Raw genomic sequence first — 26,458 nt, 5'->3', positions numbered from 1 at the left:
CTTTCTATTAGAACAAGCCTTTAATTGTGCCGTCTGCTTCAATATCCATATTAAGAGCAGCAGGACGTTTAGGAAGGCCTGGCATTACCATTACATCACCTGTACGACATACAATAAAGCCTGCCCCATTGGCAACACGAATATCGGATACAGTAATAGTGAATCCTGTTGGAGCCCCTAATAATGCTGGATTATCAGATAAGGAATATTGCGTTTTCGCCATACATACAGGCAAACGATCCAGTCCCCAATCTGCTAATTGTTTAATTTGCTTTTTGGCTTTGTCCGTAAAGATAACTCCATCGCCACCATAAATAGTTTTAACGATTTTATTAACTTTATCCTCTAAACTATCTTCCAAATCATATACGAATTTAGGTGTTGGCTTAGGACCTTCAAGTAACTCTACGACTTTTTTTGCCATATCAGTGCCGCCTTCGCCGCCCTTTTCCCAACATTCATTAAGCTCTACAGGCACGCCAAACTCATCACATAGGCGAGTCAACTCAGCAATTTCTGCATCTGTATCGCTAGCAAATTTATTGATTGCCACTAATACAGGCACATTGAAATAACGCATATTTTCAATTGCTTTTTGTAAGTTGCTGAAACCTTTAGTTACGGCTTCAACATTTTCTGTATTCAACTCTTGTTTTGGTACACCACCATGCATTTTAAGAGCTCGTAATGTAGCTACGATAACGATTGCATCAGGGAAAATACCGCCGTATCGGCATTTAATATCAAGGAACTTTTCAGCACCCAAGTCAGCACCAAAGCCCGCTTCCGTAACTACGATATCACCAAGCTTAAGTCCTAGTTTTGTAGCTACAATGGAGTTACAACCATGAGCGATATTTGCAAAGGGACCACCGTGAACAATAGCTGGTGTATGTTCCAATGTTTGTACGAGATTTGGCTTGATAGCATCTTTCATGAGAAGCGCCATTGCCCCTTGGCAACCAAGTTGATGAACATAAACAGGATCACCTGCTAAGTTACAACCGATAACGATGCGACCAAACCGTTCTTTCAAATCTTCTAAATCCTTAGCTAAGCAAAGAATAGCCATGATTTCAGAAGCTACAGTAATCATAAAATGATCTTCCCGAGGGAATCCACATACTTTGCCACCAAGTGCAACTGTCACATTGCGAAGAGCACGATCATTCATATCTAGAACACGTGTCCAAGATAGTTGACGCAAATCGATTTGCAATTCATTTCCTTGATGGATATGGTTATCGATCATAGCGGATAATAAATTGTTAGCCGCTGTAATAGCATGCATATCACCTGTAAAATGAAGATTGATGTCATCCATAGGTACAACTTGAGCATAACCACCACCTGCTGCACCACCTTTAATCCCAAAAACAGGTCCTAAGGATGGCTCACGTAATGTAGCAATTGCATTTTTACCGATTTTTTGTAGCCCCTGTACGAGACCAATGCTCGTTGTAGACTTACCTTCCCCTGCTGGTGTTGGCGTAATCGCTGTGACTAGCACTAACTTACCATCTGGCTCAGATTCTAAACGACGAATAGCATCAAAAGAAATTTTAGCTTTATAATGACCATATTGTTCAATGTCATCAGGTGTTAAACCACATTTATTGGCAATAACCTGAATCTTTTCCATTCTATTCTGTTGGGCAATCTCAATATCGCTTAACATAAAGCCTCCTCGGCACTAAGGCCATCTATAAACTATATAACAACTATAACCTTACTCTCTAATATTCAATAATATTTAATATTAACTGTCTACTGTAGGTGTATATTTGTACAACTACAGTAATCTATTATATATGAAAGTAGACCATATGTCTAATCAATTCTTGCCTATCTCTATATTATATTAACTTATTACTAAAATATTCTCTCCCAATAGTACAAAAATAAAACCGCCACCTATGGTGACGGTTTTGTATGACTAACCTTTATATAATTACGGGTTAAACGGGAACAAAATCGGTAACAATACTAAAGATACAATTGCAGATACTACAATCAACGGTACGCCGGCTTTCACATAGTCCTTAAAACTATAACCAGCTACATTATATACCATAGTATTCGCAGGCATCCCTATAGGTGTACCATACGCAAGAGAGCTAGAAATTACGATTGCAACAAGAATCGCCTTAGGATCAAAACCTAATTGAGATGCTAAAGACAATCCGATTGGAGCTAGCAATGCAACATCTGCTGTATTGGACATAAAGTTTGTCATAAATACAGATAGGAAGAAAAGTACCGCTAATAATGCCAATGGATTAGGTGTATCCCCCAAAGCATCAACAATAAGATTTGCAATATATGCACCTGCCCCAGATTTTACCATTGCTGTACCAAGAGCTAAGGAACCTACAAATAGTAGAATTGTCTTCATATCGATAGACTTAACTGCTTCGTTTTCGGTAATAACTCCTGTCGCTACGATAACAAGTGCACCTACCCAGGCACTAACCGCTAAGGATACACCAATTTGTTTTTCAAAAATCATAGCAGCGATAGTCAACACCAATACCAAACCAGCTACCCATTTTTTCCAAACTGGAACATGACTGAAATCAGCATTTTTTTGATAGTTTGGATCAGGTTCACGTGTTGGAACCTCAGGTAAGAATCTTTTACCAATGAATGCATAGAATAAAGTACCTACAATAAGCATAGGTAAACCTACTTCACCATAAGCAAAGAAACTAAAGGATCCAAGGCCGGCTTCTTGCAAATTAGAATTTGCAATCATATTACCAGGAGAGCCAATCATAGAAATATTTCCCCCCATAGCAGCGGCAAATACGATTGGCATTAAGAATTTAGTTTGGTTAAAACCACCCTTTTTACAAATACCAATAACAACAGGAATCATAACCGCTGCAGTACCTGTATTAGATAAGAAGCCGGACATAATACCTGTAAGCATCATAATAGCAATAATAAGGATAGTTTCATTTTTAGCAAATTTATTAACAACGTTACCAACATCAACAGCTACACCTGTTTCAAAGAAAGCAGCGCCGATAATAAACATAGCGATAAACAAAATAACATTAGAGTCAACGAAACCTTTAAAAGCTTCCGTTGCAGTTAATACACCAGAAAGGTGTAATCCAACGGCCACGATCATAGCCGTAATAGACAATGGGATTTTCTCCAATGCAAACATTACAATTGCAAATACAAGAAATCCCAGTGTAATAGCAATACTATAATCCATGAGAATTCCTTTCATGGTAGTCATACTCTTATAGTATATCTATATGAAGATACGCTGTAAATCACAAAACAATATTATTAATGATTATTTCTCATATAGATATATTTACAAGTTATGAAGTTATTCATAATATAAAGAAATCGCTATTCTTATCTTATTATTTGATGAAACCTACGTGTTTATATATTTCGTCTAATATTTCATCTTTTTTCTTATTATATTCTATTTTCTTTTCTTCAAAGTAGTTATTGCCGTCAGCATCGATTGATACGATTAAAGGGCCAAATTCTTTTACCTTAAAAGTCCATAACGTTTCGCACATTCCAAGTTCACGCCAGTTAGCAGATTCTACTTTTTCGACTTCTGTAGCAGCAAGAACCGCATTACCTGCAGGGAACACACAGTGTAGTGCACCAAAGTCTTTGCAGGCACGTGCTGTTTCAGGCCCCATGCCACCTTTACCTACAATGAGACGTACACCTGTCTTTTTAACAAATTCATATTCGTATTTTTCCATCCTCATAGATGTAGTAGGTCCTACAGATACAACTTCAAATTCATTATCGCTTATAGTACGAATAATTGGACCTGCATGAAGTATAGCCCCATCTTTAACATCAACCGGTAACGTTTTACCTTCTTCTACCACACGACGATGCCCCATATCACGACAGGTTGTAATATGCCCAGTCAAATAAATCACATCGCCTGGCTTAATGCCTGCTAAATCAGATTGTTGAATAGGTGTAGTTAATATTTTCTTAGCCATTATAATGTCACTCCTTTATGAGATTTAACTGTGCAATTACCATCCTTGTCAAATACGAGATCGCCGCGACGATGATTCCAACAACCTACACTAACAGCACAAGAAATAACAGATGGATGACGTGTACCATGTTCAATGTTCACACCTAAAACAGTTTTATCCCCACCCATACCTTGAGGTCCAATACCAATCTTATTAATTCCATCTTCTAACAATTGTTCCATATAAGCCGCTTTTTCATTAGGTGCTTTTGAAGATACAGGGCGCATTAATGCTTTTTTAGATAATCCAGCAGCGGTATCAATAGTTGTAGCAATCCCTACACCTACCAATAGTGGAGGACACGCATTCAATCCATAGCTTGTCATCAAATCAAGAACAAACTTAGCAACACCTTCATAGCCTTCGCCTGGCATCAATGTTTTACCTGACCCTGGCAAGGAACACCCGCCACCAGCCATATAAGGGAAGATTTCTACATCATCGCAACCAGGAATGATATCCCAGTGAATATAAGGTGCAGTGAGGCCAATATTTTTACCAGTATTAAACTCATCAAAAGTTTCTACACAGTTCAATCGTAATGGAGCCTCTTGTGTAGCCTTATAAGTTGCTTCTCTTAGAATATCTTCTAATTCTCCTAGTAAGGGATAATTAGATCCAACCTTTACCCAAAATTGTAATACACCAGTATCTTGACAAGAAGGACGATTAAGCTGAGCTGCTAAATCCATATTATGTTGCATTGTTTCATAAATAGATTTGGCCATAGGATTTTTTTCATCCTGTGCCAATTCATGAATTTTTTCTTGTACATCATCAGGCAATACCTTTGCCATATAAGAAATGAAATTAGCTATCTTATTTGTCATTTCTTGTACTTGTTGTTCCTTCGTACTCATCGCAAACCTCCAAAAAGACTTCAATATTTAAGACGTGATTATTTCTGTTTCGGAACCTTAGCTCCTTTCGATAATTCTATTCTACTCTTTTTTCAGTATATAACTATCCAATTTACAAGTTGATTTTTATTGGTGAAAGTCTGTCAAACACATACAAAATTTCCTTAATTATTTTCTTTTAATCCATTAAAAATATACAATTTCACCTATATGATTATAAAAAAAAGAGCACTACCATCAGAACGTAGTGCTCTTTCACCATATATTTTAATAGGATTAACAAATATACAAAATCACCTATACCTAATAATTGTATATCCGCTCAAATTTAATCTCAAAAATATGCAACTATAATCAGTTACAATGGTATATAACAATACCAGTTAATCTTGTAATTTTTTTACAACCATCTCAAGTTGTTCTCTAACGTCATTTAACTTTTGATTAGCCACTTCTAATCTAATCTTATTAGTAGAATCATCTTGATATGGTAAACAAGATTGTAGTATCTCTATAATATCCTGTTCTTGTGTTGATATAATTTCCTTCCAATCATGTAATTTTGTTTTACGTCCTATTTCGTTTGCTTGCTTTCTATATTCAGATGGCGTGGTATGGAAATGTTTTTTAAAAGCTACATTAAAAGCTTTAATATCCGCAAAACCACAGCTACTTGCAATATGTGCAACTGCATCATTAGAATTAACTAAACGAACTGTAGCCTCCCTCAATCTTAATCGTAATACATATTCAAGGAAGGAGACACCTAATTGGCGTTTAAAAAATTGTGATGTATAGTTCACATTATAGCCACCTATCTTTGCAAGATTTTCTAATTCAATTTTTTGCTGATAATTCTCATCTATATAAGCAATCATTTTATCGAAGGTGGCTACTGTTATATCGACAGGCTTTGTATGTACATGAATAGATTTAACCTTATTAATTTCTTTATATATATCGCTAACTAAAGATAAATAATGATACTCCACATCTAATCGATTAGTAGGACTTTCACCATTCACCATCAATAACATCATCATAGCCGCATGATGACGCAATGTGGTAAAGAAAGAGTTGTACCGATTACTTTCATCAGAACGTAATACAAATTGATACATTCCAAAGTTAGGATCAAACTGCTGAAAGAAATCCTTTCCGACATGAATAACAAGAGCTGTCGTATCTTCTTCCAACGCCAACGTAGCATGACCTACTTGAGGTGAAATGATAATTGTATCAAGCGGTTCCATTGTGAAAACCTCACTATTACAACTCATATCGATTCTGCCTTTTAGCAAAATCAAGATTTCTACACCACTATGCCAGTTGTAATGATATGTACTAACCTTGTATATATCACTATTGAAATCTATATGATTGTGTTTATAGGTATAGTGAAAGTAATCCATGACAACGTAACACCCCTCATAAAATCAAACAAATACCTCTCAATTATTTACATAAAAAATGCACCCCTTATTAATCAAAGGGATGCATTCATTATGATATATATAATTAGCAACGGTCAACAGTAATCTTATTTTACATGTCAATAATTTATAGTTTTATGTTTCTATAGCATTATATATCTATTCTTAAAATTACATAACCGCTGTAATAGCTGCTGCTAAGCCAAAGAAGATACCTGGTGCATTGGCTAATGCTACTGGAATATCTCTATGTTCTTTAAACAAACCATACGCTACCCATAATGTACAGTTGATTGCAGCTACAAGTGGTTGAATCCAATCGCCAGTACCTGGATGAGCTAGGTTATGCATGATTTGTGGGAAGTAAGATACATACATAGCTACAGCAGTAACAGTTGCAACTTTACCTACGTTTTCCATAAATTTTACTTGATTCATATATCCTCCAAAATTATAATTTACTAATTTTTTACTCCTGATGAAATATATTCTACTCAGTTTAGTGAATATAACTATCCAAATTAAAAGGTAATTTTTATAGTAAAATCAACGGAAAAAATAGATTTCTCTCGATTTATTGTATTTTCAGGGTGAATTTATATATAAATCCACCTAGAAAGCACATATAAAAAAGCACTACTTATCAACAGTAGTGCTTTTTCAATAACTTTATAGGGTTTCTTGATATAGAAATTTACCCAATTCTAATCTTTCTATATGTGTCATAAATTCATCAAAATAATTTGCTTCCCAAACTCTTATCATAAGAATATAGTCACAATAAAAATATAGTTATCATAAAACCCAATTATAAATCCTTTACTACATCGGCTAACTTTTCTTTCAAAGATTCCAATTTTTTGCTCATAAATTCCAATTCGCTCTTAGCACGGGAATCATCTTCATACGACAAGAATGAATGCAATACATCAAGAACATCTTGATTATCTACAGAAATAATTTCTTTCCAATCTTGTAAAATGGTTTTACGCCCAATGCTTTTGACTTGCTTACGATATTCTGTGGGGGTCATATTAAAGTGTTTTTTAAAAGCCACATTAAAGGCCTTCACATCTGCAAATCCACAATCGCTTGCAATTCTTGCGACCGCCTCATCCGTACTAGCTAAACGAACAGTAGCATCACGGATTCTCAACCGCAATACATACTCAACAAATGAAATCCCCATTTGTCGTTTAAAAAACTGCGATGTATAGGCAACATTATAGCCCCCAATTTTTGCAATATCCTCTAACTCTATTTTCTGCTCATAATGCTCATCAATATAGGTAATCATTTTATCAAAAGATGCCGGTTTTATATCGCCAGGTCTAGCATTTTCATAAACCTTTTTTATAGGATCAAATTCTCTAAATACATCACCGGCCAAAGCTAAGTAATGGTGTTCTATCCACATTCGATGTACTGGGCTTTCACCTTTAGTCATCAACAACATCGTCATAGCAGCATGATGGCGTAAGGTTGTAAAGAATTCGTTATGACGCGTACTATCATCTGAACGCAAAACAAATTGGTACGATCCAAAATCCGGATCATACTGTTGATAGAACTCGTTACCTACATGAATAACAAAGGCTATAGCATCCTCTTCGAGGGCTAATGTTGCATGCCCTACTTGAGGAGAGATAATCACGACATCAAGAGGTTTCAACGTAAAAACCTCACCATTGCAACTCATCTCAACACTACCTTTTAACAAGATAAACATCTCTGTTTCTGCATGCCAGTTGTAATGATATGTACTAACCCTATATATGTTGCTACTAAACTCTATGTAATTATGTTTGTATGAATAATCGAAGTACTCCATTACTAATTTACCCCCTAGCTAATTTCTTTTTCAACTCCTGCTCTTGGGTTCTACTCACTTCTAACAAAATAGATTCATCTTGAGACCAAGCACCAAATAGAATTTGGTCTACAACAGACCCAACAGATTCAGTACATTGTTTTGAATTATACACCTGTACTAAATCACGCTTATAAACTTGAACACTTTCAAACAAGCCACTCTGTTCAAGTTCATTAATATTAGATACCAAAGATTTAACAATCCCATCGTGATGCTCTTTAGGTGTAGCTCTGGCTTGTAAAGAATACATATAAAATGCACCCCTTATTGATATAAGGGATGCATTTATTATGATATATTTATTTAACTACGGTCAACAGCATCTTGAAGCTTTCTCGTGCGTCGAGGCTATGAGGTACTTCCGATGGCATAATTAAGGTTTCTCCAGCCTTCACATTATGCTCCGTATCACCAACAACGATGTGAGCTTCTCCATCGAGGATTTGTACAATCGCATCGCCTACTGTTACATGCGTAGAGATTTCTTCCCCCTTAGGCAGCGCAAATAGTGTAATGCTGAGTCGCTCATTTTGAGCAATTGTAATACTAATCACTTGCCCCTCTTTATACTCTAGGTGTTCGCCTAGATGTAAAATTTCGTTTACCGGGATATTTTTTGTGAAAGTCTTACTCATAGAAATCACTCCTTATATAGCTATATAATAGTAAAAGTAAATAAAAAGTAGATTAAAACAATTTTATCAAAACCAATTGATATAACTAAAAAAGTATCTTTCCCTTAATTTTATTATAATTTAATTGAGATTTAATTTCAGTATCTTTGGTAACAAAATTAAAATTATTTTTGGATAAACGAAATGTTTTGAATAAACGCAAAGACGAGGCCTCCTAAGAAACCTCGTCTTTTTTACATTATGGTTAGCTATAAATATTATAGTTTTTTAACTAGTATATTTGTATCTAAAACTCTAAAACGCTATAACTCTAAAAAATCTAACGCCTTAGAGTAAGAGTCTAAAAATCAAAAGGGTCTAAACTGCAGGCAGCAAGCCTAATAGATACACATTAAATGTATCACCAGGATGTACTTCATGAGTTCCTCGTGGAATACATGCCAACGCATTCACAGTATATAGCCCTAACATGCTACTACTATTAAAATGACGGTTAGCCACAAACCGTGGCACACCACCGCCGAACACCACTTTTCCTTGTACATAGCGATCAAAAACATTACGTTTGAAGATTTCTGTATCCATTACACAAGCCACCACTGGAGTCGTCCAATTAGCCAACCCTTTATAATGCTTCAAGGTAGGCGCTACGATTAAATGCCATCCATTAAAGGCAGCCCCTGGATTACCGGACAAGCCAAAGATAATCTGACCTTTCGGGGTAACCGCACCATAGGATGCTGCACCCGGTCGCATTTGAATACGGGCATAGATAGATTCTGCCCCCAATTTTTCATAAATAAGAGGCATCGTATCAAAAAGACCTACCGATACACCACCAGAACTGATTATAACATCTGCTTCTTCACTAAGTTTTAAAACATGATTGATTTCAGAGTCTAACGCCTCTGGAGCATCACTTACATGATAATGTGTTATCTTGTGAAAACCTAAGTCCTCTAAGAGTCCACAAATCATAGCTCGATTGGAGTTGTAAATCTTACCAGGCGTTAAGCTTTCACCAGGTTCAATAACCTCATGACCAGAGGTAAGAACTAATACGCGAGGCATGGCATTAACAGATACCTCAATAAGGCCAAGTCCCGTCAAAATGGTTTGTACTGTAGTTGTTATCTCTGTACCGTGCGGAATCACAATAGTACCGGCATTACACTCTTCACCTTGTGGAATAATATGATCACCACAACGATATTTACCTTGAATTGTAATCGATGTATGCGGTTCACCTGTACCTACTACTTGTTCCTGCATGATAACGGTATCACATGTATCTGGTACTGGTGCACCAGTCATAATCCGTACTGCATGGCCAGGCTTTACAGGCTGTTTCCATACAACACCGGCGCCAATGATGCCATCAACGATATATTCATTACGACCTTCTTCATAGGCGATGGCATACCCATCCATTGCAGATTTTGAAAAAGCAGGTACATCCGTTGGCGCAATAATATCCTCTGCTAGTACGTATCCCTTCGCAGCCTTAACTGCAATCGTTTCAACTTTATGAACTTGCGTTTGTAAGGCCTCATCCCATAATTGGAGAGCCTTCTCAACAGTAACGACGGCCATTTAAACTCCTCATCATTTCCTGTATATGGCGTACCAATTCAGGTACGTCTTGATCCAATTTGCCAATTTCTATCGTCGCCACTCGGTCCATTGGGTCCGAGATCAGCTCTTCCGTATATCCCTCTTGAGTAACCTCTATAATTGGGGCAATCCCTTGGGATCTCGTTTCTAGTATAACTATATCTACAGGCATAAACTGTGATATTTCATACAAGTTGGATTGTTCTTTCGTACGTATACGAATCGCTGTTTCAGTAGGCCCTGCAATTGCAACCGCATCAGCTCCAGCTTTATAGGCAAGGTCTGTATCTGTTCCTTCATGATCCATCTGAAAGCCATGCTTATCGCTTTTTACTACACCAACCGATAAACCGATATTTTGTAACTCATACACAAGGCGCGTTACAACAGTAGTCTTACCTGTTTTACGTTTCGATGCGACCACACTAATTAAAGGTACACGGCGGAATTCATTTTCCCCTAAAGCTCGCGCCCATTGATAGTCTTCAAATCGATTAATATTGCTTAGCTCCCAACTAAAATCAGTAGCATCAATAGATTCTATATGACCAATAACATCGAGGGCATGATGCAACGACACATTTTCGCCAACAAGGATAGATTGAATTAAGGACGCAATATATGGCCTATAAATACCCGCCATCGGCTCAGATTTACCACTTTCACTATATGGGACAATGGCATTCCAATCATTATGATCTACTTGATAGAGCCAATCATAATACAAATCCATTTCCATGAATGGCATATCTACTGCCATTACCGCATAAGCAGAACTAGTACCAACAGCTAGAGTACTATACAGCCCGCCTAAAGGTCCGCACCGCCCAACAGAATCCCGAACAATAGAAACCTTATTTTTCTCATCGTTCGATAATGTATCTATAATATGAGTCTGGATAGCAAGTCCTAATTGCTCGTCATCACCGATAGAGATAAGAATATCTTGAACATCTGCATCTAACCCCTTACGAAGTGCATGAGATATAAGACTTTCACCATTAATCCAAGGCAACAAAGCTTTAGGTTGCCCCATTCTAGTACTGAGTCCTCCAGCCAAAATAATTAAACCTAATTTATCCACGACGTTGTAAACCTCGTTTGACACCTTGGTAGATGAATAGTAAAACTGCAATATTTAAAAGGCCATCTGGCACCATATAGGATGCATTATAAATCATGGAATAAACCCATGGATTCTGCCCTTGCGGAGCATAGCTAGCAAAGACTACAGCACCGCTCGTAACAGATGCTCCCCAACGCAATATAATACCTACGATGGATCCAGTGATAAGACCAGAAAGAGAATCTTTAAAATAACCACAAACGCCAATAGCACCGTAAGCAACCAGGTAGTCTAATATAATACTTAAATAATGAACAGATGATTTAAAGCCTAAAATAAAGTGTAATATACCATATACAACACCTGCGAAGATACCTCGTGTTCCGCCCCAACGATACGCGTAAATCATGAGTGGTACCAATGCTGCCGCCTTAATAGAGCCCCCCTGTGGCATATGGAAAATCGTAATAAATGACAACACTTGAGCAATGGCAATTGCTACGCCAGCTTCAGCAAGCATACGGATTTTAGACTGTTCCACATTAATCAACCTCCTTTTACCATATATCTATAAATGAATATATTATTTACACAATCTACTTGTATTGTACTACAGTTTATCCCTTACACCAAACAAAATATTCGGAACGTATTGAAAATTTTATGAGTCTCTTGTATAATGGTACAGGTTCAATATGTAATACTCGAAGGAGATATAGAAACTATGATTAATACAACTAACATCTTTGATTATGAAGACGTGCAATTAATTCCTAATAAATGTATTGTCTCCAGTCGTAGCGAATGTGATACACATGTAAAATTAGGTAAACGCACATTCCGCTTGCCAGTAGTACCTGCTAATATGCAAACTATCATCGACGAAGAGTTGGCTGAAAAATTAGCTCGTGAAGGGTATTTCTATATCATGCATCGTTTCCAACCAGAACGTCGTATGGACTTTGTAAAACGCATGCACGACCTTAACTTATATTCTTCTATTTCTATCGGCGTAAAAGCTGAAGAATTTGCCTTAGTTGATGAATTCAAGAAAGCAAACTTAACCCCAGAATATATCACTATTGATATTGCACATGGTCATTCCAATGCAGTCATCGAAATGATTCAATACATTAAAAAGAACTTGCCTGAAACTTTCATTATCGCTGGTAATGTTGGTACTCCAGAAGCAGTTCGTGAACTTGAAAATGCTGGTGCTGATGCTACGAAAGTAGGTATCGGTCCTGGTAAAGTATGTATCACAAAATTGAAAACTGGCTTTGGTACTGGCGGCTGGCAATTGGCTGCAGTTCGCTGGTGCGCAAAAGCAGCTACTAAGCCTATCATAGCTGACGGTGGTATCCGTGACCATGGTGACATTGCAAAATCTATTCGCTTTGGCGCTACTATGGTTATGATTGGCTCCCTATTTGCTGGTCATGAAGAATCCCCAGGGGAAGAAAAAATCGTTGACGGCAAAGCTGTAAAAGAATACTTTGGTTCCGCTTCTGAGTTCCAGAAAGGTGAACGCAAAAACGTAGAAGGCAAAAAGATCTTCATCGACTCCAAAGGTTCTATCTTTGATACATTAACTGAAATGGAACAAGATTTACAATCCGCTATCTCTTACGCTGGCGGTACGACTCTACAAGCCATTCGCAAAGTAGACTATGTACTTGTTAAAAACTCTATCTTCAATGGCGATCGCTAATCTAATCAATATATAATAATGCTAAAAGACACAGGTTCAAAACCTGTGTCTTTTTAATGCGAGAAATACATAAAATATAAAAATATGAAAAAGGAGCTACGATACGAAAATCGTAGTTCCTTAATTATAGACTATTAAATTTGTTCTTCACTAAGACCAGAGTCTTTACTCATTAAATGGTATGCGTATTTACCAATACCTGCACTTACAACAAGCAATGTAGTCAATACGATAAATGCTACTGTAAGACTTGTACCGTGCGCAATGAAGCCAATCAAAGCAGGCCCCATCAAAATACCCATATAACCGAGCATTGTAGATGTTGCAACCGCTTGTGTCATAGGAATAACATTTTGTTCCCCCATCGCAGAGAATAAGTTTGGTACTATCATAGCTAATGAAATACCCAATAATAAGTAAGTATACATGGAGGCATGTCCTGGTAAGAATACGATCAGCCCCATCGCAATAGAGCCAAGTAAGTAGCCACCAACAACAACTTGCTTAGATGTTAAGTGTTTACCTAATCTATTACCAAGCAAACGGCCTATGCACATAGTACCATTAAAGAGCATTACACCCATAACAGCCTCTTCAATAACAATCCCTTTATCTTCAAATAAATATAATGCGCTCCAGTCCCCTACAGCACCTTCTACCAAGTATGACACGAAGGACAATAAACCAAAAATAAGAGCGATTGGATGGAAGGACAATGGGCTTTTAGATTTTTTAGTAATCTTTGCATTTGGGTCACTACCAAAGGTCAACATAAATTGGCTAACTATGACCATCGCAATAAATAATACGATGAGTAGCCCCCAAATACTTTCATTAACAGAAAAAGATAAGATTTTTAAAAGCACAAGTAGAACACCGGCACCAGCAAAACCACCTAAGCTCCAGCCACCGTGATAGGCACCCATCAAATGTTTTTTGCTCACCTTTTCCGTTAGGATAGCTTGTAAATTAGCAGAAGCACCACTAAGGCCTACACCAATACCAAAAAAGAACAGGGCTACTGTTGTTGTAGCAATAGTAGGACACATAGTAACGATGGCAAGAGATACCATACCAATAAAGCTAGCTAACAAAACGACTCTCTTACACCCAAAGCTTTCTACAAGCTTACCTGCTATAGCCATGGATAAACAAGAACCTACACCGAGCAACAAAATCATGGAACCTAATACATCTTCACCAATACTAAGCTTTGCTTTTAAATATGGCACGAAACCAGCCCATAAAGCTGTGTACATACCAGGGATAAAGAATGCCCCAAAAGCACCACGAATATTTGCTGTTGAAATAGAAACTTGATCGTTCATTACATCCTTTCTGGCTTCTAGAACCGTCCGGCGAAGAAAGGTCCTTTTTATCCGCAAAGCGCTAAAATATGCGCTATTACAGGAAACCATTTTAATTACATATGACTAATATTGGAATATAATAAACCCCTTTACGAAAAAAGTAAAGGGGTTTATGGGGTTAAAATTTATTTATTTTCTTTTAACCACTGAATGGCATATTCAGCATATACCGCAGATGCGGCAGATAATACAGTATCATCCATATTAAATCTATTATTATGATGATCGTATGTAGCTTCTACATCAGGGTTTTGAATACCAATAAAGGCAAAGCATCCCGGTTTATCTTGTAAATACCAGGCAAAATCTTCTCCAGGCATGACTTTACGCATCTTAGAAAGCTTGTCCTTACCTAATGTATCAATAACGACACGTTCTGCCAGTTCACTGGATTCAGGATCATTAATGGTAGGGGGCACTTTTTTTATATATTCTAATGTAGCAGTCGCTCCATAGGCCTCTGCAGTGTGTTCTACAATGCGGCGAATAGTATCGACAATATATTGTTCTTGGTTTGGATCAAAGAAACGAACTGTACCGCCTAGGGAAGCTTCCCCAGGGATGACATTCCATTCTGAACCAGAATGAATATTGCCAATTGTAACAACGACGGAATCAAGGGCACTCACATTGCGAGAAACTACAGTTTGTAAGTTCATAACGATGGCACTAGCCACCACAATTGCATCAATCGCTTGATGAGGCTGTGCACCATGACCTTGTTTACCCTTTACATTAATAGTAATCTGGCTACTGGCAGCCATACGAGGACCTTCCTCAACAGACACAAGGCCCGCTGGCAAATCGATCCACACATGCCCGCCAAAGATAGCATCTACCTTATCATACCAATCGCCAAATTTAATGAAATCCGGAGCCCCTGTGCCAGTTTCTTCCGCAGGTTGGAATGCTAAATACACATCGCCTTCAATACGGTCTTTCATAGACATTAGCATCTTAGCCGCACCTAATAAAATAGCCATATGTCCATCATGGCCGCAAGCGTGCATTTTGCCTTCTACTTCTGATTTATAGTCCACTGCATTATGTTCATGAACAGGCAGTGCATCGATGTCGGCGCGCAACGCGATAGCCTTTCCCGGCTTAGAACCATGGATAATGCCGATTAAACCGATACCACGTTCTGTATCTACATGAACCTCTACGCCCATTGATTCTAGTTCTTTAGCGAGTGTCTTTGTCGTTTCAAACTCTTCATTACTGAGTTCTGGATGTTTATGAAAATATCTACGCCAATTTTGAACGTAGCCTTTATATTGCTCTATTAAATCGCGACTATGCATCGTATCGCCTCCTCTAATATCAATATATCAATTGCATCTCAATATGCATCGCTAATATATAACGATTAAACAGTCTCCTAATTTATAAATACACAACCTACATGCGCCAAGAAAAACCCCTTATTTAGGGGAATAACAGGATAAATGTAAAAGAAAACGACAGGCAGCGCCATGTCGTTTTCTCAGTTTCTTATCGGTTGCGCAATACTGCTTGTACCGCTAAGGATACAACAGCTGTTGCAACTGTCACAGCAGCGGTGATTTTCGCCGTTGTGATAATTTCTTCTTTTGTAGGTTTTGCTTTAGCTGCAATGTCCAACGTTTTTGCTACCGCTGGAACCAATACTTCATTACGTAAGGATTCTGTATTCATATTTACTCCTCCAATATAGACTATTTCTTTTAGGGTAACACGAATACGGAGTAAAGTCTATATAATCATCGGTTTATTTCCATAGTTCAATGTTACATAACTATAGTAAACAATATTTATGAAAGTTAAACAAAATCTTACTGTGCCGCTAATTCTTCAATCACTTCCGCTAAAATAGCAATAGCTTTTTCCAATTGTTCTTGCGGAATATTAAGAGCTGGTAAAAGACGCACTTTATTTTTAGCAGATAAGCATACTACGCCTTTTTCAAGACATTTAGCTATAACGCCTTTAGCATCAACCGTAGTTTCAATGCCAAGCATGAGGCCCATACCGCTAACACCAAGAACGCCAGGTTTACCAGTTAAGGTAGCCTTTACGTATTCCCCTTTTGCTTTTACAGAGTCAAGGAGTTCAGGAGTTAACCGGCTAATAATGGTATTACCTGCAGCCGCGCAGATTGGATTACCTCCAAAAGTAGTAGCATGAGCACCAGCATTTAATACATATTGCATCTTTTCATTGAATAAGGTGGCACCCATTGGTAGCCCTCCGGCCAAACCTTTTGCAGTAGATACAACATCTGGTTCGATACCAAATTGTTGGTATGCATATAAGCTGCCAGTCCGACCATTACCAGTTTGTACCTCATCGATGAGTACCAATTGATCATGTTCATGAGCATATTTTGTTACTCTTTGGACAAACTCCTTATCTAATGGCATAACACCACCTTCACCTTGAATAGGTTCCATCATGATGGCACAAACAGCTGGATTAGCAAGAACTTTCAAAGCCGAATCAATATCATTGGCTGGGGTATGAATAAAGCCTTCCGTAAATGGGAAGAAATGTTGATGGAATACATCTTGTCCTGTCGCAGACAAGGTGGTAATAGTACGACCGTGGAAACTATTGACTAAGGTAACAATTATATGACGCCCTTCGCCATATTTGTCATGGCTATATTTACGCGCTGCCTTAATCGCACATTCGTTAGACTCCGCACCAGAGTTAGAAAAAAATACCTTTTTCATCCCTGTTTTCGCACAGAGCTGTTTCGCTAGCTCAATTTGTGGCAAGGAATAGTATAAATTAGAAATATGATTCAACGCATGAGACTGCTTAGTAACAGCATCAGTCCACTCATCATCATCAACGCCAAAAGCGGTTACGCCAATACCAGAACCAAGGTCGATGTACTCTTTACCATCTACGTCCCACAAGAGAGAACCTTTTCCTTTTTCAAAGCACACGTTGAACCGACCATACGTATTGGCTATATATTCTTTATCTTGTTGTTCAAAATCGATTGCATTACTCATTATATCCTCCAAATGTACGGTCATGCCGTCGTCTCTATCTATGTAAAAGATACCCAATAGATGATTACCAGTATTATGTTTACTATATTAAGCAACAAACATGGTGCCAAGGCCTTCATCGGTTAATAACTCGATAAGAATGGCATGTGGAATTTCACCATTGATGATGAATACCTTTTGTGCCCCTGCTTCTATGGCCTCTAAGCAGCAATCTACCTTTGGAATCATACCGCCTGCAATGACGCCATCCGCTTTTAACTGAGCTGCCTCGGCCATTGTAATTTTAGAAATTAAAGAATCTGGATCATGCACATCTCGCAGTACACCATCAATATTGGTCATAGCCACCATGGTTTCCGCCTTGAGGGCACCTGCAATTTTCGCGGCTACCGTATCCGCATTAATATTGTAGGTCTCGCCATCGGCTCCCATGCCGATAGAAGAAATAACCGGAATATAGCCACGGCTAATTACGTCATGGATAATACTCGTATCAATAGTATCAATATAACCTACATAACCAAGTTCTTCGTTTTGTTTATGAACTTGAATCATATTACCATCTACGCCACAAAGGCCAACAGCTTTGCCACCAAGATCTGTTAAATCAGCTACGAGACCTTTATTCACCTTGCCGGCTAACACCATTTGTACAACATCCATCGTTGCTTCATCGGTAACACGTAATCCATTAACGAAATGTGATTCAATTTGCATCGCCTCTAAGGTGCTATTAATAGCTGGACCTCCACCATGAACGAGGACTACTTTTACCCCCACTAATTGAAGTAATAGTAAATCCTTCATGACAGATTTCTTTAACTCTTCATCCACCATGGCATTACCACCGTATTTAACGACAACGTACTGATCTGTGTATTGTTTTATATATGGAACGGCCGCCGTTAAGATATGCGCCCGCATTGCATTTGTTACATTCTTCATAGATTCCTCTCTAACCTAATACTAAACCAGTATCCTCTGGTAAACCCAATGCAATATTCATACATTGAACGGCGGCACCCGATGCACCTTTACCTAAATTATCGAAAATGGCGTGAACCATGATGCGTTCATCGTTACCAGTGATATAGATTTTCATACTGTCCGTATTGCTCAATTGATTAGCGTTTAACATACCGCTATTGCTATTTTCAGTAAATGGTGCAACCGTAACGATTGTACTATCTTTGTAAAAGTATTCTAACGTTTGTTGTACCTTATCAATACAAACAGGTTTATGACATAAACGACTATGAATACCTACGGTAACCTCCATTCCAGAGTAGTAATCATCAACAACTGGCATAAAAATTGGAGTTTCACTAAGGCCGCATACATGTTGTACTTCGGGTAAATGTTTATGTTCTTGACCAAGCCCATATTGACGTGGAGCATAAAGGAAATAGTCCTTAGGACTACTTTCATATTGACCAATCATCTTCTTACCACCACCGCTATAGCCTGTTAAGGATGTAATAGTGAAAGGATAATCCACTGGCACGAGCCCTGCTTTTACAAGAGGCGCTATGCAAGCAATCATACCACTTGCATGACAGCCAGGATTTGCAATATGTTTTTTAGTAGTAATAGCTGTCTTATAATTAATACCAAGTTCTGGAAAACCATAGGCCCAATCAGAATCAGTTCTAAAAGCGGTAGATGTATCAATTACCTTGCACGGCAAGTCACCGATAACCGCCATAATATCTTTAGATGCCGCATCAGGTAAGCAAAGAAATACGATGTCTGCCTTTTTTGCAACCACTTTAATGGCCTCTACATTTTTGCGATCCTCATCAGCAGTCGCTAAGAGTTCTATATCTTTTCGATCGGATAATCGTTCATGAATTCTAAGACCCGTTGTGCCTTCATGACCGACAATAAATACTCTATGGGGTGTCATAATAAACCTCAATTCTCACCTATTGGTGACTCACACCTATTTATATAGCCCTTTATCCAATATAAATAGAAAACAAACGATACCATACATCACCATTTAGGAAGATGAACTTATTTCAATGGATAATTTCCAAAGGTAGCAACCATAACTGCCTTAATCGTGTGGAGACGATTTTCTGCTTCTTGGAACGCCAATGAGTTTGGACCTTCGAATACCTCTTCGGTTACCTCAATGCCATCCATGCCAAACCGTTCGTAAATATCTTTACCTACTTGTGTTTCTGTGTTGTGGAACGCAGGTAAACAGTGACAGAACTTAGTATTGGGATTACCTGTCAATGCCATCATTTCTGCATTTACTTGGAACGGTTTAAATGTATTGATACGTTCCTCCCACATATCGTAAGTATCGCCCATCGTTACCCACACACCAGTGTAAATGACATCTAAGCCTTTAACACCTTCAGCTACATCATCTGTACAAGTGATAGTAGCACCTGTTTCTTTAGCCACCTTTAAGCACTCTTCGTAGAATGAACCAGCTGGCCAGTATTGTTTAGGACCAATAAGTCTGAAATCCATCCCCATTTTAACGGCACCACTCATCAAAGCATTGCACATATTGGATTGACCATGACCTACATAGGCAAAAGAAATTTCATTCAACGGTTTGTCGATATTTTCTTGAAGTGTTAAGAAATTGGCTAATGTTTGTGTAGGATGATCCATATCGGTAAGCCCATTCCAAACTGGCACACCAGAGTATTCCTCCAATGTATCTACGTCCTTTTGTTCAAAGCCTCTAAACTCGATGGCATCATACATGGAACCGAGAACACGAGCCGTGTCCTTTAAGGATTCTTTCTTATTCATTTGAGAACCTGTAGGACCAAGATATGTTGTAAAAGCACCTTGGTCAGCTGCCCCTACCTCAAAAGCACAGCGGGTCCGCGTTGAGTCTTTTTCAAAAATTAGAACAAAGTTTTTACCTTCTAATGTTTTAATTTCCTTACCCGCTTTTTTATCTGCTTTTAATTTAGCTGCTAACTTCAAGAAGTATTTAATTTCCTCTGGTGTATATTGAAGCATTGTTTTAAATGATGTATGTTGTAAACTTTTCATGATAACCTCTTATTTCAAACTATGTGTTTAACTACTTTTCTTGTAAATATTCGGCGGCAATAGCTGCCATCATTGTTATACCAGGTTCGAGGATGCTTTCATCGATAGTGAAAGCTGCATTATGCAAAGCCGGATTGCCTTCAAAACCAGTGCCTAACCAAAGGAACGCACCTTTGATTTTATGAAGATAGGCGGAGAAGTCTTCTGCTGCCATAGATGGGAACTCAGGATGTACCACTGCGTCTTTACCAAGATATTTCTCTACAATGGATGTGGCATAATCAATGGCCTCTGGATTATTGATAGTTGCACCATGTCCCCTTTTATAATCCAAAGTGCTTTCCGTTTTAAACATCACATCGAGGGCCTGTAAACTTTCACCTAAACGTCGCTCAATATAATCCCGTTTTTCAGGTGCATAGGTACGACATGTTCCTTCTAGATATACATCGCCACAGCCTACATTGTATCGATCACCGCCATTTATAACACCTATGGTACATACAAGATTTTCCATAGGATTCGTTTCGCGAGCGACCATGGACTCCACAGTTACAATCCAGTTCGCTGTGGCCACAATAGCATCAACCCCATTGTGAGGCTCCGCACCATGGGTTGATTTGCCCTTAATATGTACAAGGAAGTGGTCAGATGCAGCCATCAAATTACCTTTTTTTAGACCTACAGTACCAACGGGTAATTGTGGCCATACATGAAGTCCATATATTTCATCTATGTCATCAAGGATACCGCTATCTACAATACCTTGTGCTCCTGGAAATAACGCTTCCTCTTCGGAAGGCTGAAATACAAGCTTTACGGTGCCGTACAATTGATCTTTAATAGACTGTAAAATCGCTGCGGCACCGAGCAAAATCGCAATGTGACTATCATGACCACAAGCATGCATAACGCCTTCATTTTGTGAAGCAAAGGGCAATCCTGTTATTTCATGTATGGGTAATGCATCCATATCGGCACGCAATGCAATAACAGGGCCTGTATGAGCACCTTCTATCTTACCGATAACAGCGTAGTCAGAAACATCATTTACAAAGGGAATTCCTAGTTCACCAAGAACCTTCTGAATAAATAAAGATGTATTTTTTTCTTCACCAGATAACTCTGGATGGCTATGAATATGTCGGCGCCATTCCACAACTTGTTCTTTATATTGGGAGGCATAAGTTTTTATTAAGTCTTGTAATGCATTCATTACTCTATCTCCTTTATACACTATATGCATATTTTATACATATTTAGCGTATTTTTATAACCTATGTACGTATTATAATACTATATTTTATAATAAGCAAGTTTTTATACGAATTCATTGTATTTTTATTTGTTATATTGTAAATCAATTTTACTCATAAATTCTTGCAACCTTTCATTAGACAAAAAAAAGACACCTTCCAAAAAGGTGTCTTTTTCTTATTTTTCAATGACTGATTCGTCAAGCTGAGTACCATTGGGTAAAAATGATTTTACAATCAGCTTATTTGGTGTCACTGTCATAGACATATAATTATTCGTTTCAGGCTGAGGTGCTACATATACATCTAGAGGATGTTGCTTCCACTTAGGACGTCGTGCATCACCAGCTATCCCTGTAAGGATATATAGTGGACCAGTTGGATTTCGATCAAAGTTTCGTACATGGCCACGGTTGCGGTATGTATGTAAATGAGCAGATAAAACTAAGTCTACATTAAACTCATCGAAGATAGGCATAAATAATACGCCCTCATCATCGAAACCTACATCGCGACTTGCACCTGGTCGGTCAAAGGCATATCGGAATGGATCACGATGCATGAGGACTACAGTCCACTTTTTAGTATTAGCTGCTAAATCTTGACGTAGCCACTGAACCTCTACATCGTACAAATCAGGATGATGAGTATCATGATTATCCTCATGATTACTTTCATACAACATCGTATCTAATACAACGTAATGCACATCGCCAAAATCATAGGAATAATAACGGCGATTAAATATTTCATTCCCATTAGGTGGTACTGCGAAGTAATTCAAATACGCATAAGGCTCGCGCATTTTCCAATCTAATGTATACATCTCATGATTGCCTAAGGTCGTTGCTAATGGCACATTAGCACTCAAGGGTCTGATGGAATTCAACCAAGTGCGCCATTGATAGTCTTGTTCCCCATTATCTACAAGGTCACCCATGCTAATATACAAGGCTGTATTCGGATTACGTTTTGCTGAATCTTTTACAATTCGTTCCCACCCAGAGTAATCGCCAGACTGCGAATCTGGATAGATGAGAACATCATATTCTTTAGCGCCTGCGGTTTCCAATGAATACCAATCACTTCGACGATCATTACTATAACCAACACGATATTCATATTTTGTATTAGGCGTTAGACCTGTCAATGTCCCCTCATGGATATAGGTAGTACTACCATCATCGGTAAAAGCTTTGTCTGTAGCTTTTATCGTTTGAGTCGTATCAGATCCAACAAGACGATACTCTATTACCGCATCAGCTTCACTGCTATCTGATTGCCACATAATAGTACGACTCGTGCTGTTATCTTGAGCTACAATTTGCCGAATATAACGACTTTCGGAATCGAGGAGTGGCTTAATTTCTTGTCCACTTACAACGGCGGCAGTTCTAGCTATGCGACTCTGTATGGCATCTTTATGGACATATCCACCTACAACAGCACAGACCAAAGCAATAATGGCTAATACGGATATAATTAATCTTTTTTTGTTCATATAATTCTAATTCTTTTCGTAATATTGTTTCATTTGTGTATAGCCGTTAACGATGACTTCGATTTCACCCGTTCTAGGATGGAAGATAAGTCCATGAATTGGCACGTCTTTAGGAATTAAAGGGTTCATACGCAATTCGTCCACTGTTTCTTCCACATTTTCTGCAGGATGAGTAAAACCATCAGCCCAATGTTCCATTTCTTTTCGCACCATGTGAATCGCTTCTGGAGAAATGCCACGAGCTAACATTTTTTCTGTTAGATCTTTTGCCGTAGTTTTTGCCATACCACATTCGTGATGACCAATGATAAAGATTTCGTTAACGCCTAGCTCATAAATACAAACAAGTAAACTACGTACAACGCCATCAAAGGGACCTGTAATACAGTTACCTGCAGTCTTTACGATTTTCGCTTCACCGCGCCCAATATCCATGGAATCTTCTAAGAAGTTAACAAGACGTGTATCCATACATGTAACAATTGCCATTTCACGACTAGGCATTTTACTACACTTTGTATCTGTATCTACATAACCTGTATTTTGATCTTCTACATATTCTCGATTATGGGCTAAAATATCATCTAATAAGCTCATAGTACCTCCTATATAAAATGACTTTGGCATACAACCAAGGTCTCTATATCAATAATGCTCGATATACATATTATATCATATTAAGTTGTACACGCTTTAAGCCACAAAAAATAGGTCTATTCAAATACATGTATTATATATTTGAATAGACCTAAATCGCTTTTAAAGTGCTAGAGTACACACCTTATCTATCAGGTGTAGATAATGCTTCGATAGCTACGCTACCACCGCGTACAACTTCAATACGATTGACGAACATATCTTTAAATAAGGCAATCATGTCATTATTTTTAGATACAGTTTTTACACATTGAACGAGTACAGACTTGCGATTGTAATCTACTACTAATAAATCAAAGGTTTGGGCAATGCGGAAGATTTCTTGTTTATCCGCTTCTTTACAGCTATTGACCTTGATAAATAGTAATTCTTTTTTCGTAATTCGCATGTCAGTAAAGTCGATAACTTTAATAACCTCGACACTGCGATTTAGTTGCTTAATAATTTGTTCGTACGTCAAATCATCACAAGTAAGATCAATCGTCATACGAGACATGGTAGGGTCTTCAGTTTCCCCTACCGTCAATGTATCAAGATTATAATTTTTGCCTGCGAAGAGGCCTGAAATCTTAGCTAGTACACCAATTTGGTTTTCTACATACGCTGAAATACAGCGTTTTTTCATTTGTACTTCCATAGCCCCTCCTATTTTTTATCCTTCAACAACATATCACTTAAAGACTTACCTGCTGGTACCATTGGCAACACATTGAGCTCCGTTGGAATGATGAACTCGAGTAGGGTTGGACCATTTTTGAAAGTATCTGCCAATTGGAACCCTTTTTCGATGTCCTCTACCTTAGTAATACGCATGGCCTTTGCGCCATAAGCTTCCGCCAATTTCACAAAATCCGGTACATACTCAAACTCATCATTGTCGATTATGTCTCGCGTAACAATGGCACTTTCATCCATCATCAAGTTCGTACAAGCGTAACGTTTATCGTAGAATAATTGTTGCCATTGACGTACATTACCAAGGAATCCATTATTTAATACAATAAGCGTTACAGGCAAACGGTAGTGCATAGCAGTGGCAAACTCTTGGATATTCATTTGCACGCCACCATCACCACAGATGGCAAATACACGCTTATCTGGATTTCCCATTTGCGCCCCTAATGCAGCAGGGAAACCATAGCCCATAGTCCCTAAGCCACCAGACGTCAACATTTGATATTGACCTTTCACATCAAGGAACTGGGTAGTCCACAATTGATTTTGACCCACATCGGTTGTAACGATAGGATGTTCATAGTGATGATTGATGTACTCGATAACAGTTTGAGGTGTTAACCCCTCTTCGTCAGCTTGAGTGACAGGGCGCTCTGCCTTAAGTTGCTGTAATTGTTTTGGCCATTCGCCAAGGTCGTGAGGTTCAATATATTCTAAGATTTTTTCGATAGCCAATTTAGCATCTGCTACGATTGGAATATCAACCTTAATATTTTTAGAAATAGATGCCGCATCTACATCAATATGGATAATCTTACAATTTTGTGCAAAGGTACTTAGTTTACCGGTAATACGATCATTAAAGCGCGTACCAATAGAAATCATCACGTCACAGTCAGTTATAGCTACATTAGGAGCATATCCACCGTGAATCCCTACATTACCAAGATACAATGGATGACGGCTGTCAATAGCACCTTTCCCCATCAAGGTTGTTACAACAGGAATCCCTGTTTTTTCGACCAACTCCATCATAAGATCGTTGGCACCACTAATACTTACCCCACCGCCTAATAGGAATAGAGGCCTTTTAGCTTTACTAATAATAGAACAGGCCTTTTTAACTTGACCTACGTGAACAGTGGTATTTGGTTTGTAACCGCGAATATTAACCTCTGTAGGATACTCATCAGATCCCATAGCCTTCTGAATATTCTTAGGAATATCTACTACAACAGGGCCTGGACGACCTGTGCGAGCAATGTAAAAGGCTTCTTTCAAAATACGACCTAAATCTTTACGGTCGCGAACAGTAACGGCATATTTACAAATATTGCGGACGATGCCAACAGTATCTACCTCTTGAAAAGCATCATTGCCCATGAGGCCTAAATCAACTTGTCCAGTAATACAAACGAGGGGCACACTATCTGCATACGCTGTGGCAATACCAGTCACAAGATTTGTAGCACCAGGTCCAGAGGTTACCATACAAACCCCTACTTTACCGGTACTACGAGCATAGCCATCTGCAGCATGGGCCAATGCTTGCTCATGACGTGGCAAGATAACCTTTACCTTATCTTGCTTATATAATTCATCCATGATATCAATAGTAGCCGCCCCAGGATAGTTAAATAAAAACTCTACCTGCTCCTCTTGAAGGGCTTTTACCAAATACTGTGCGCCTGAAATCATAGGTATCTCCTTATTTATATAATGCATGCATATCGAATTCTCA

General features: G+C 38.3%; 25 protein-coding genes. 1 reads left to right on the top strand and 24 read right to left on the bottom strand.

What is annotated here, in order from left to right; translation table 11 throughout:
• Positions 1-7: 7 nt before the first annotated feature.
• The 12 genes from DWV85_RS00425 to thiT form a co-directional block, all read right to left on the bottom strand.
• Positions 8-1,678 (bottom strand): formate--tetrahydrofolate ligase, encoded by a 1,671-nt coding sequence (locus DWV85_RS00425; protein WP_123137790.1) that lies wholly within the window; start codon positions 1,676-1,678, stop codon positions 8-10.
• Positions 1,679-1,951: 273 nt separating this feature from the next.
• On the bottom strand, positions 1,952-3,226 hold the full coding sequence (locus DWV85_RS00420) for an SLC13 family permease (protein ID WP_012864635.1): 1,275 nt from the start codon (positions 3,224-3,226) through the stop codon (positions 1,952-1,954).
• A 157-nt stretch (positions 3,227-3,383) separates the two neighbouring features.
• A complete protein-coding gene (ttdB, locus tag DWV85_RS00415) occupies positions 3,384-3,995 on the bottom strand; it encodes a L(+)-tartrate dehydratase subunit beta (RefSeq protein WP_123137789.1) in 612 nt (203 codons plus the stop codon).
• Positions 3,995-4,897 carry a L(+)-tartrate dehydratase subunit alpha gene (ttdA, locus tag DWV85_RS00410; RefSeq protein ID WP_012864637.1) on the bottom strand — a complete coding sequence of 301 codons (903 nt, stop codon included), beginning with the start codon at positions 4,895-4,897 and terminating at the stop codon, positions 3,995-3,997. Before ttdA ends, ttdB begins: the two co-directional genes overlap by 1 nt.
• A 383-nt stretch (positions 4,898-5,280) precedes the next feature.
• Positions 5,281-6,309, bottom strand: a complete 1,029-nt coding sequence (locus tag DWV85_RS00405) for an AraC family transcriptional regulator (RefSeq protein ID WP_119562703.1) — start codon at positions 6,307-6,309, stop codon at positions 5,281-5,283.
• Positions 6,310-6,501: 192 nt separating this feature from the next.
• Entirely contained in the window at positions 6,502-6,768 is a 267-nt protein-coding gene (locus DWV85_RS00400; RefSeq protein WP_004698672.1) for a SemiSWEET family transporter, read from the bottom strand.
• Positions 6,769-7,138: 370 nt separating this feature from the next.
• On the bottom strand, positions 7,139-8,161 hold the full coding sequence (locus DWV85_RS00395) for an AraC family transcriptional regulator (protein ID WP_123137788.1): 1,023 nt from the start codon (positions 8,159-8,161) through the stop codon (positions 7,139-7,141).
• Between the two features lie 7 nt (positions 8,162-8,168).
• Entirely contained in the window at positions 8,169-8,492 is a 324-nt protein-coding gene (locus DWV85_RS00390; protein ID WP_347736136.1) for a zeta toxin family protein, read from the bottom strand.
• 10 nt (positions 8,493-8,502) lie between these two features.
• The gene (locus tag DWV85_RS00385) at positions 8,503-8,838 is read right to left on the bottom strand and encodes a cupin domain-containing protein (protein ID WP_021148395.1); all 336 of its coding nucleotides are present in this window, start codon (positions 8,836-8,838) and stop codon (positions 8,503-8,505) included.
• A gap of 357 nt (positions 8,839-9,195) precedes the next feature.
• Positions 9,196-10,431 (bottom strand): molybdopterin molybdotransferase MoeA, encoded by a 1,236-nt coding sequence (locus tag DWV85_RS00380; RefSeq protein WP_123137787.1) that lies wholly within the window; start codon positions 10,429-10,431, stop codon positions 9,196-9,198.
• Positions 10,412-11,536: a molybdopterin-guanine dinucleotide biosynthesis protein B gene (mobB, locus tag DWV85_RS00375; protein ID WP_123137786.1), complete on the bottom strand. Its 1,125-nt coding sequence runs from the start codon at positions 11,534-11,536 to the stop codon at positions 10,412-10,414. The genes DWV85_RS00380 and mobB overlap by 20 nt, the downstream gene beginning before the upstream one ends.
• The gene (thiT, locus tag DWV85_RS00370) at positions 11,529-12,059 is read right to left on the bottom strand and encodes an energy-coupled thiamine transporter ThiT (RefSeq protein WP_123137785.1); all 531 of its coding nucleotides are present in this window, start codon (positions 12,057-12,059) and stop codon (positions 11,529-11,531) included. The genes mobB and thiT overlap by 8 nt, the downstream gene beginning before the upstream one ends.
• A gap of 183 nt (positions 12,060-12,242) precedes the next feature.
• On the opposite strand from thiT, the gene DWV85_RS00365 reads away from it, so the two are divergent.
• Complete coding sequence (locus tag DWV85_RS00365; protein ID WP_004696596.1) at positions 12,243-13,229, top strand: GMP reductase; 987 nt, start codon at positions 12,243-12,245, stop codon at positions 13,227-13,229.
• A 134-nt stretch (positions 13,230-13,363) separates the two neighbouring features.
• Here the strand turns inward: DWV85_RS00365 and DWV85_RS00360 are convergent, their stop codons facing one another.
• The 12 genes from DWV85_RS00360 to ilvB all read right to left on the bottom strand — a co-directional run bounded on the left by DWV85_RS00360 (position 13,364) and on the right by ilvB (position 26,415).
• Complete coding sequence (locus tag DWV85_RS00360; protein WP_123137784.1) at positions 13,364-14,557, bottom strand: MFS transporter; 1,194 nt, start codon at positions 14,555-14,557, stop codon at positions 13,364-13,366.
• Between the two features lie 167 nt (positions 14,558-14,724).
• A complete protein-coding gene (locus tag DWV85_RS00355) occupies positions 14,725-15,903 on the bottom strand; it encodes an amidohydrolase (protein ID WP_123137783.1) in 1,179 nt (392 codons plus the stop codon).
• 190 nt (positions 15,904-16,093) lie between these two features.
• Positions 16,094-16,276, bottom strand: coding sequence for a hypothetical protein (locus DWV85_RS00350; RefSeq protein WP_004696604.1), 183 nt, complete (start codon positions 16,274-16,276; stop codon positions 16,094-16,096).
• A 137-nt stretch (positions 16,277-16,413) separates the two neighbouring features.
• Entirely contained in the window at positions 16,414-17,601 is a 1,188-nt protein-coding gene (locus DWV85_RS00345; protein WP_123137782.1) for an aspartate aminotransferase family protein, read from the bottom strand.
• A gap of 87 nt (positions 17,602-17,688) precedes the next feature.
• Positions 17,689-18,546, bottom strand: coding sequence for an acetylglutamate kinase (gene argB / locus DWV85_RS00340; protein WP_123137781.1), 858 nt, complete (start codon positions 18,544-18,546; stop codon positions 17,689-17,691).
• Positions 18,547-18,556: 10 nt separating this feature from the next.
• Complete coding sequence (gene argC, locus DWV85_RS00335; protein ID WP_123137780.1) at positions 18,557-19,507, bottom strand: N-acetyl-gamma-glutamyl-phosphate reductase; 951 nt, start codon at positions 19,505-19,507, stop codon at positions 18,557-18,559.
• Between the two features lie 110 nt (positions 19,508-19,617).
• Positions 19,618-20,628: an ornithine carbamoyltransferase gene (argF, locus tag DWV85_RS00330; RefSeq protein WP_123137779.1), complete on the bottom strand. Its 1,011-nt coding sequence runs from the start codon at positions 20,626-20,628 to the stop codon at positions 19,618-19,620.
• Between the two features lie 31 nt (positions 20,629-20,659).
• Positions 20,660-21,844, bottom strand: coding sequence for a M20 family metallopeptidase (locus DWV85_RS00325; protein WP_123137778.1), 1,185 nt, complete (start codon positions 21,842-21,844; stop codon positions 20,660-20,662).
• 218 nt (positions 21,845-22,062) lie between these two features.
• Positions 22,063-23,385 (bottom strand): fibronectin type III domain-containing protein, encoded by a 1,323-nt coding sequence (locus tag DWV85_RS00320; protein ID WP_123137777.1) that lies wholly within the window; start codon positions 23,383-23,385, stop codon positions 22,063-22,065.
• A gap of 6 nt (positions 23,386-23,391) precedes the next feature.
• Positions 23,392-23,982, bottom strand: coding sequence for a carbonic anhydrase (locus DWV85_RS00315; RefSeq protein ID WP_123137776.1), 591 nt, complete (start codon positions 23,980-23,982; stop codon positions 23,392-23,394).
• Between the two features lie 184 nt (positions 23,983-24,166).
• The gene (ilvN, locus tag DWV85_RS00310; RefSeq protein WP_060919632.1) at positions 24,167-24,679 is read right to left on the bottom strand and encodes an acetolactate synthase small subunit; all 513 of its coding nucleotides are present in this window, start codon (positions 24,677-24,679) and stop codon (positions 24,167-24,169) included.
• Positions 24,680-24,687: 8 nt separating this feature from the next.
• Positions 24,688-26,415: a biosynthetic-type acetolactate synthase large subunit gene (gene ilvB / locus DWV85_RS00305; RefSeq protein WP_123137775.1), complete on the bottom strand. Its 1,728-nt coding sequence runs from the start codon at positions 26,413-26,415 to the stop codon at positions 24,688-24,690.
• Positions 26,416-26,458: the final 43 nt, after the last annotated feature.

The organism is Veillonella sp. AF13-2 (assembly GCF_003603295.1).
In the GTDB taxonomy this organism is placed as follows: domain Bacteria; phylum Bacillota; class Negativicutes; order Veillonellales; family Veillonellaceae; genus Veillonella; species Veillonella parvula_E.
The sequence above is the reverse complement of the archived record's forward strand: the minus strand, read 5'-3'. Positions and strand labels throughout refer to the sequence as shown.